A 4,221-nucleotide genomic window follows, 5' to 3' on the forward strand; every position below is an offset into this window, starting at 1 on the left:
CGGGCGCCGCGCCGCACCAGGAGACCCACGCCGCCATCCTGATCACCCAGACAACGCCAGCGCGGCGGCGTCGGCGTCACGTGGAATGCTGTGGTGACGGCGCGCCTACAGATGGCAGCATCTCCGACCCGGTCTGGGCGAGGTTGTTGGAACGCAGCCAACAACACTGCCTCGGTGCGGTCACTTCGAACGCAGATGCTGACCGTAGCGCCGGTGCCCAGCGGTCCATCCGGTTCGCGCGCTGGCACCTCCATGACCTGGATCCCGAGCATGCGGCCACGCTGCCCAGCCGGCACCTGGAGCAGCGAATGACTTCAGGGGTGTGTCGCAGTCTGCGCCACCTCGACGCTGTTGTCGTACGCAATCGACCTCAATCGTCGACATTGGGGTGTTGATGGCCTCCGATGACTCGCTTCCGCGGGGCCGTGAGGCGTATGAGCGGCGGGCGTGGGGGGATGCCTACGCGCGGTTGTCGGTCGCGGACCAGCAGAGCCCGCTGGGTGCTGAGGATCTCGGCCGCCTCGGGATGGCCGCCTATCTGACCGGTCGGGTGGAGCCTGCCGTCGGCGCCTGGGAGCGGACCTACCATGCGCTTCTGGAGGGTGGTGAGGTCGCGCGGGCGGTGCGGTGCGCGTACTGGCTCGGGGGGACGCTGATGTTGCGCGGTGAGCACGCGCGTGCCGGAGGTTGGCTGTCGCGGGCTCAGCGGGTGCTGGAGGAGGTGTCGCTGGACTGCGTGGAGCGCGGGTACCTGCGGCTTCCGGTAGGAATCCGGGCGTTGGACGGTGGTGACCCGGCCGCCGCGTACGTGGTCTTCTGTGAGGTCACCGAGATCGCAGACCGGTTCGGTGACGCCGACCTGATGGCGCTTGGCCGGATGGCGCAGGGCCGGGCGCTGGTCGCCGGAGACGACACGGCACGCGGCGTGCGCCTGCTGGACGAGGCGATGGTGGGGGTCACCGCGGGGAAGGTGTCCCCGATCGCGGCCGGGATCGTCTACTGCGCGGTGATCCTGGTCTGCCGGGACATTCTGGATGTTCGCCGCGCTCGGGAATGGACGGTGGCGTTGAGCCGCTGGTGCGCCGCCCAGCCGGACCTCAAGCCCTACCGGGGGCAGTGCCTGGTGCACCGGTCGGAGATCATGCAATTGCGCGGCGAGTGGGCCGATGCGCTGGAAGAGGTGCGGCACGCCTGCGAGCACCTGGCCGATCCGCCGGGTGACCCGGTGCTGGGCATGGCGTTCTACCAGCGGGCCGAGCTGCTGCGGCTGCGGGGGGAGTTGGACCGGGCGGAAGATGCCTACCGGCAGGCCAACGGTTGTGGGCACTCGGCGCAGCCAGGGCTGGCGCTGCTGCGGCTGGCCCAGGGCCGCATCGAGGCCGCACTGGCGGCGATCCGGCGGGTGGTCGACGAGACCGAGCACTCCCAGGAGCGGTTCAGGGTGCTGGCGGCGTACGCCGAAATCGCGCTGGCGGCCGGTGACGCCGGCGACGCCCGTGCGGCAACCGAGGAGCTGGAGCAGATCGCCGCGGGGTTCGACTCGACCTACCTGCGGGCGGTGGTCGGCTACGTCCGCGGCTGTGTGCTGCTGGCCGAGGGGGATGCACGGGCGGCCGCGGCCGCGCTGCGGCGCGCGTGGGTGGCCTGGCAGGAGCTGGACGCCCCGTACGAGGCGGCGCGGGTGCGGCTGCGCATGGCGCGGGCGTGCCGGGAGCTGGGCGACCACGACTCGGCCGAGATGGAGCTGGACGCCGCCGGTCGGGTCCTCGAGCAGTTGGGCGCCGCCCCGGCACTGGCCGAGGTGCGGGCGCTGGCGTCGGCCGGGAGCGCCCCGCCGCGGACCGCGGGCGGTCTGACCCCGCGGGAGCTGGAGGTGCTGCGCCTGGTGGCCACCGGCGCCAGCAACCGGGAGATCGCCGACGTGCTGGTGATCAGCGACAAGACGGTCGCCCGCCACGTGGCCAACATGTTCACCAAGCTCGACGTCTCCTCCCGGGCGGCGGCCACCGCCTTCGCCTACGAGCACGACCTGGTGTAGCGCTCCCGTGTAACGCCTGCCCGGCCGGCGGGAGACCATCGGCCCTTCTGGACCGGCCCGCCGAAGACCCTCCTGAACAGCACCGCCCGCCGCCTCTACATGAATTTGCCCATGGGCGGCGTGGACAGTTGGTCGATCCGGGCGATGCGCCAGCAGGCCCGGAGGCCGACAGTTAGCTCGTTGCCAGCAGAGAACCACCCTCGTCGCAGCTAGGGAGGCGGAGCCATGACCACCCAGACACCGACCCAAGACCAGATCCGCGGCGCGTGGGACGCTGTCGCCGCCGGCTTCGACGAATTCGTGACCCCCCAGACGCTCCGGCTCGGGGAGAAAATCGTCGGCCGGCTCGGGCTGAAGCCCGGCATGCGGTTCCTGGACGTGGCGACCGGCAGCGGCGCGCTCGCGCTCCCCGCGGCCCGCCTGGGCGCCCAGGTGGTGGCCGTGGACATCGCCCCGACGATGATCGAGCGGCTCCGCACCCGCGCGGACGTCGAAGGGCTGCCGGACCTCGACGGCCAGGTCATGAACGGCCAGGCGCTCGGGCTCGACGATGCCACCTTCGACGTATCCGCGTCGCTCAACGGCGTCTCGCTCTTCCCGGACCTGACCGGTGGCCTGGCCGAGATGGTCCGGGTCACCAAGCCGGGCGGCCGGGTGCTCATCGCCGCGTTCGGCCCGCTGCCGAAGGCGGAGTTCATCGCGCTGTTCTTCGGCGCGCTGCGGGCGGTCGTGCCCGACTCCACTCCCCCACCGCCGCTGCCGTTCCAGGTCGCCGACCCCGACGTGCTGCGCCACCGGCTCACCGAGGCGGGCCTGACCGGCGTGACCGTCGAGCAGGTCACGTGGGAGACACGGTTCGAGTCCAGCACGCACTTCTGGAATCTGGTCCTGTCCAGCAACCCCATCGCGGTGCGGATGACCGCGGACCTGACCGCGGAGCAGACGGCCGACGTGCGACAGGTGCTGGACGGGATGCTCCGGGAGCGCTCCGGCGGGACGCCCGGCGCCGTCCTGCACGCGGAGGTCAACATCGGCATCGGCACGAAGTGATCCCTCCGGCCCCACCGGCGCGATCACCTCTCAGGAGAGGAGTGGGAACATGTCGCGCAACACGACAACAACGACCGGGCTCCAGGCCGCGCTGCTGGCGGTGACGCCGGTGCTGCTGCTGGCCGCGCTCGTGTGGCATCACCCGGACCTGGGGCCGGCCGATCGCGGCGCCGCTGGAGCGGTGCGCGAGGTTGCTCGGGGTCGACCTGGCGACGGCCTGTGAACTGGCCGCCGGAGTCGAGCCGTACATCAGAGCGGACGGCACGTGGTGCTGGGCGGGGAGCTCATCCGGGGTGCGTTCGGGGCGGCCGCCGAGGTCGGCCATATGGTCCTGGTGCCCGACGGACGGCCATGCGGGTGCGGTAACCGCGGCTGCTGGGAGCAGTACGCCAGCGGCCGCGCCTTGGTCACCGAGGCACGCGAGCGGGCCGCCAATCCCCCACCTCGGCCCGCCTGCTGCTCGAGCTCGCCAACGGGCAGGCCGGCTCCATCACCGGACCCATGGTGACCATGGGCGCCGTCGCCGGCGACCCGGTGGCCCTCGAGTCGTTCCGGGCCGTCGGAGGCTGGCTTGGCCATGGCATGGCGGATCTCGCCGCGGTCCTGGACCCGCGGGTCTTCATCATCGGCGGTGGCGTGTCCGAGGCCGGCGAGCTGCTGGTCGACCCGGCCCGGGAGACCTTCGAGGCCATGCTGACCGCCCGCGACCACCGGCCCACCGCCGCGGTCCGGGTGGCCCAGCTGGGCCAGGACGCCGGCCTGATCGGCGCCGCCGACCTGGCCCGGATGTAACCCGCGACCTCGCCTGCGGCGCTGGGATCACCTGTCGATCGAGGCAGAGGACAACTGCTGGGCTCCACCCGCGTCTTCACGACGGCCGGCTTGCGCGCCACCAGCGCGGCCGGCGCCAGCAGCCACTGCGCCCACGCGCCCTGGTGCCGAAGCGGCACGGGGTGGGTGAGCACCTGGTCGCCCGCTGCCAGGCCCCTCACGTCCTCGCCGACCGCGGCGACGACACCCGCTGCCTCGACGCCGAGCGCCAGCGGCGGTCGGCGGCCAACGTCCCAGTCGCCTGTCCGGACGAACTCGTCCCAGTTGGCGACCCCTGCCGCGTGCACCGAGATCACGACCTC

General features: G+C 72.4%; 5 protein-coding genes and 1 pseudogene. 5 read left to right on the forward strand and 1 reads right to left on the reverse strand.

What is annotated here, in order from left to right; all coding sequences use genetic code 11:
- On the reverse strand, window positions 1–272 hold a 272-nt coding region (locus VF468_11525), incomplete at its 3' end, for a hypothetical protein (protein ID HEX5878934.1).
- Between the two features lie 122 nt (window positions 273–394).
- On the opposite strand from VF468_11525, the gene VF468_11530 reads away from it, so the two are divergent.
- The 5 genes and pseudogenes from VF468_11530 to VF468_11550 all read left to right on the forward strand — a co-directional run.
- Window positions 395–2,038 (forward strand): LuxR C-terminal-related transcriptional regulator, encoded by a 1,644-nt coding sequence (locus VF468_11530; protein HEX5878935.1) that lies wholly within the window; start codon window positions 395–397, stop codon window positions 2,036–2,038.
- A 225-nt stretch (window positions 2,039–2,263) separates the two neighbouring features.
- Window positions 2,264–3,088: a methyltransferase domain-containing protein gene (locus VF468_11535; GenBank protein HEX5878936.1), complete on the forward strand. Its 825-nt coding sequence runs from the start codon at window positions 2,264–2,266 to the stop codon at window positions 3,086–3,088.
- 49 nt (window positions 3,089–3,137) lie between these two features.
- Window positions 3,138–3,311 (forward strand): hypothetical protein, encoded by a 174-nt coding sequence (locus VF468_11540; GenBank protein HEX5878937.1) that lies wholly within the window; start codon window positions 3,138–3,140, stop codon window positions 3,309–3,311.
- A gap of 42 nt (window positions 3,312–3,353) precedes the next feature.
- Window positions 3,354–3,880, forward strand: a pseudogene (locus tag VF468_11545) (ROK family protein).
- Window positions 3,881–4,023: 143 nt separating this feature from the next.
- A partial coding sequence (locus tag VF468_11550; protein HEX5878938.1) for a hypothetical protein occupies window positions 4,024–4,221 on the forward strand: 198 nt, incomplete at its 3' end.

The organism is Actinomycetota bacterium (genome assembly GCA_036280995.1).
Taxonomy (GTDB): domain Bacteria; phylum Actinomycetota; class CALGFH01; order CALGFH01; family CALGFH01; genus CALGFH01.

Excerpts from the sequence above, each read along its gene's own strand:
- VF468_11530 (HEX5878935.1), top strand. The coding sequence starts at position 395 with ATGGCCTCCGATGACTCGCTTCCGCGGGGCCGTGAGGCGTATGAGCGG.
- VF468_11535 (HEX5878936.1), top strand. The coding sequence starts at position 2,264 with ATGACCACCCAGACACCGACCCAAGACCAGATCCGCGGCGCGTGGGAC.
- VF468_11540 (HEX5878937.1), top strand. The coding sequence starts at position 3,138 with ATGTCGCGCAACACGACAACAACGACCGGGCTCCAGGCCGCGCTGCTG.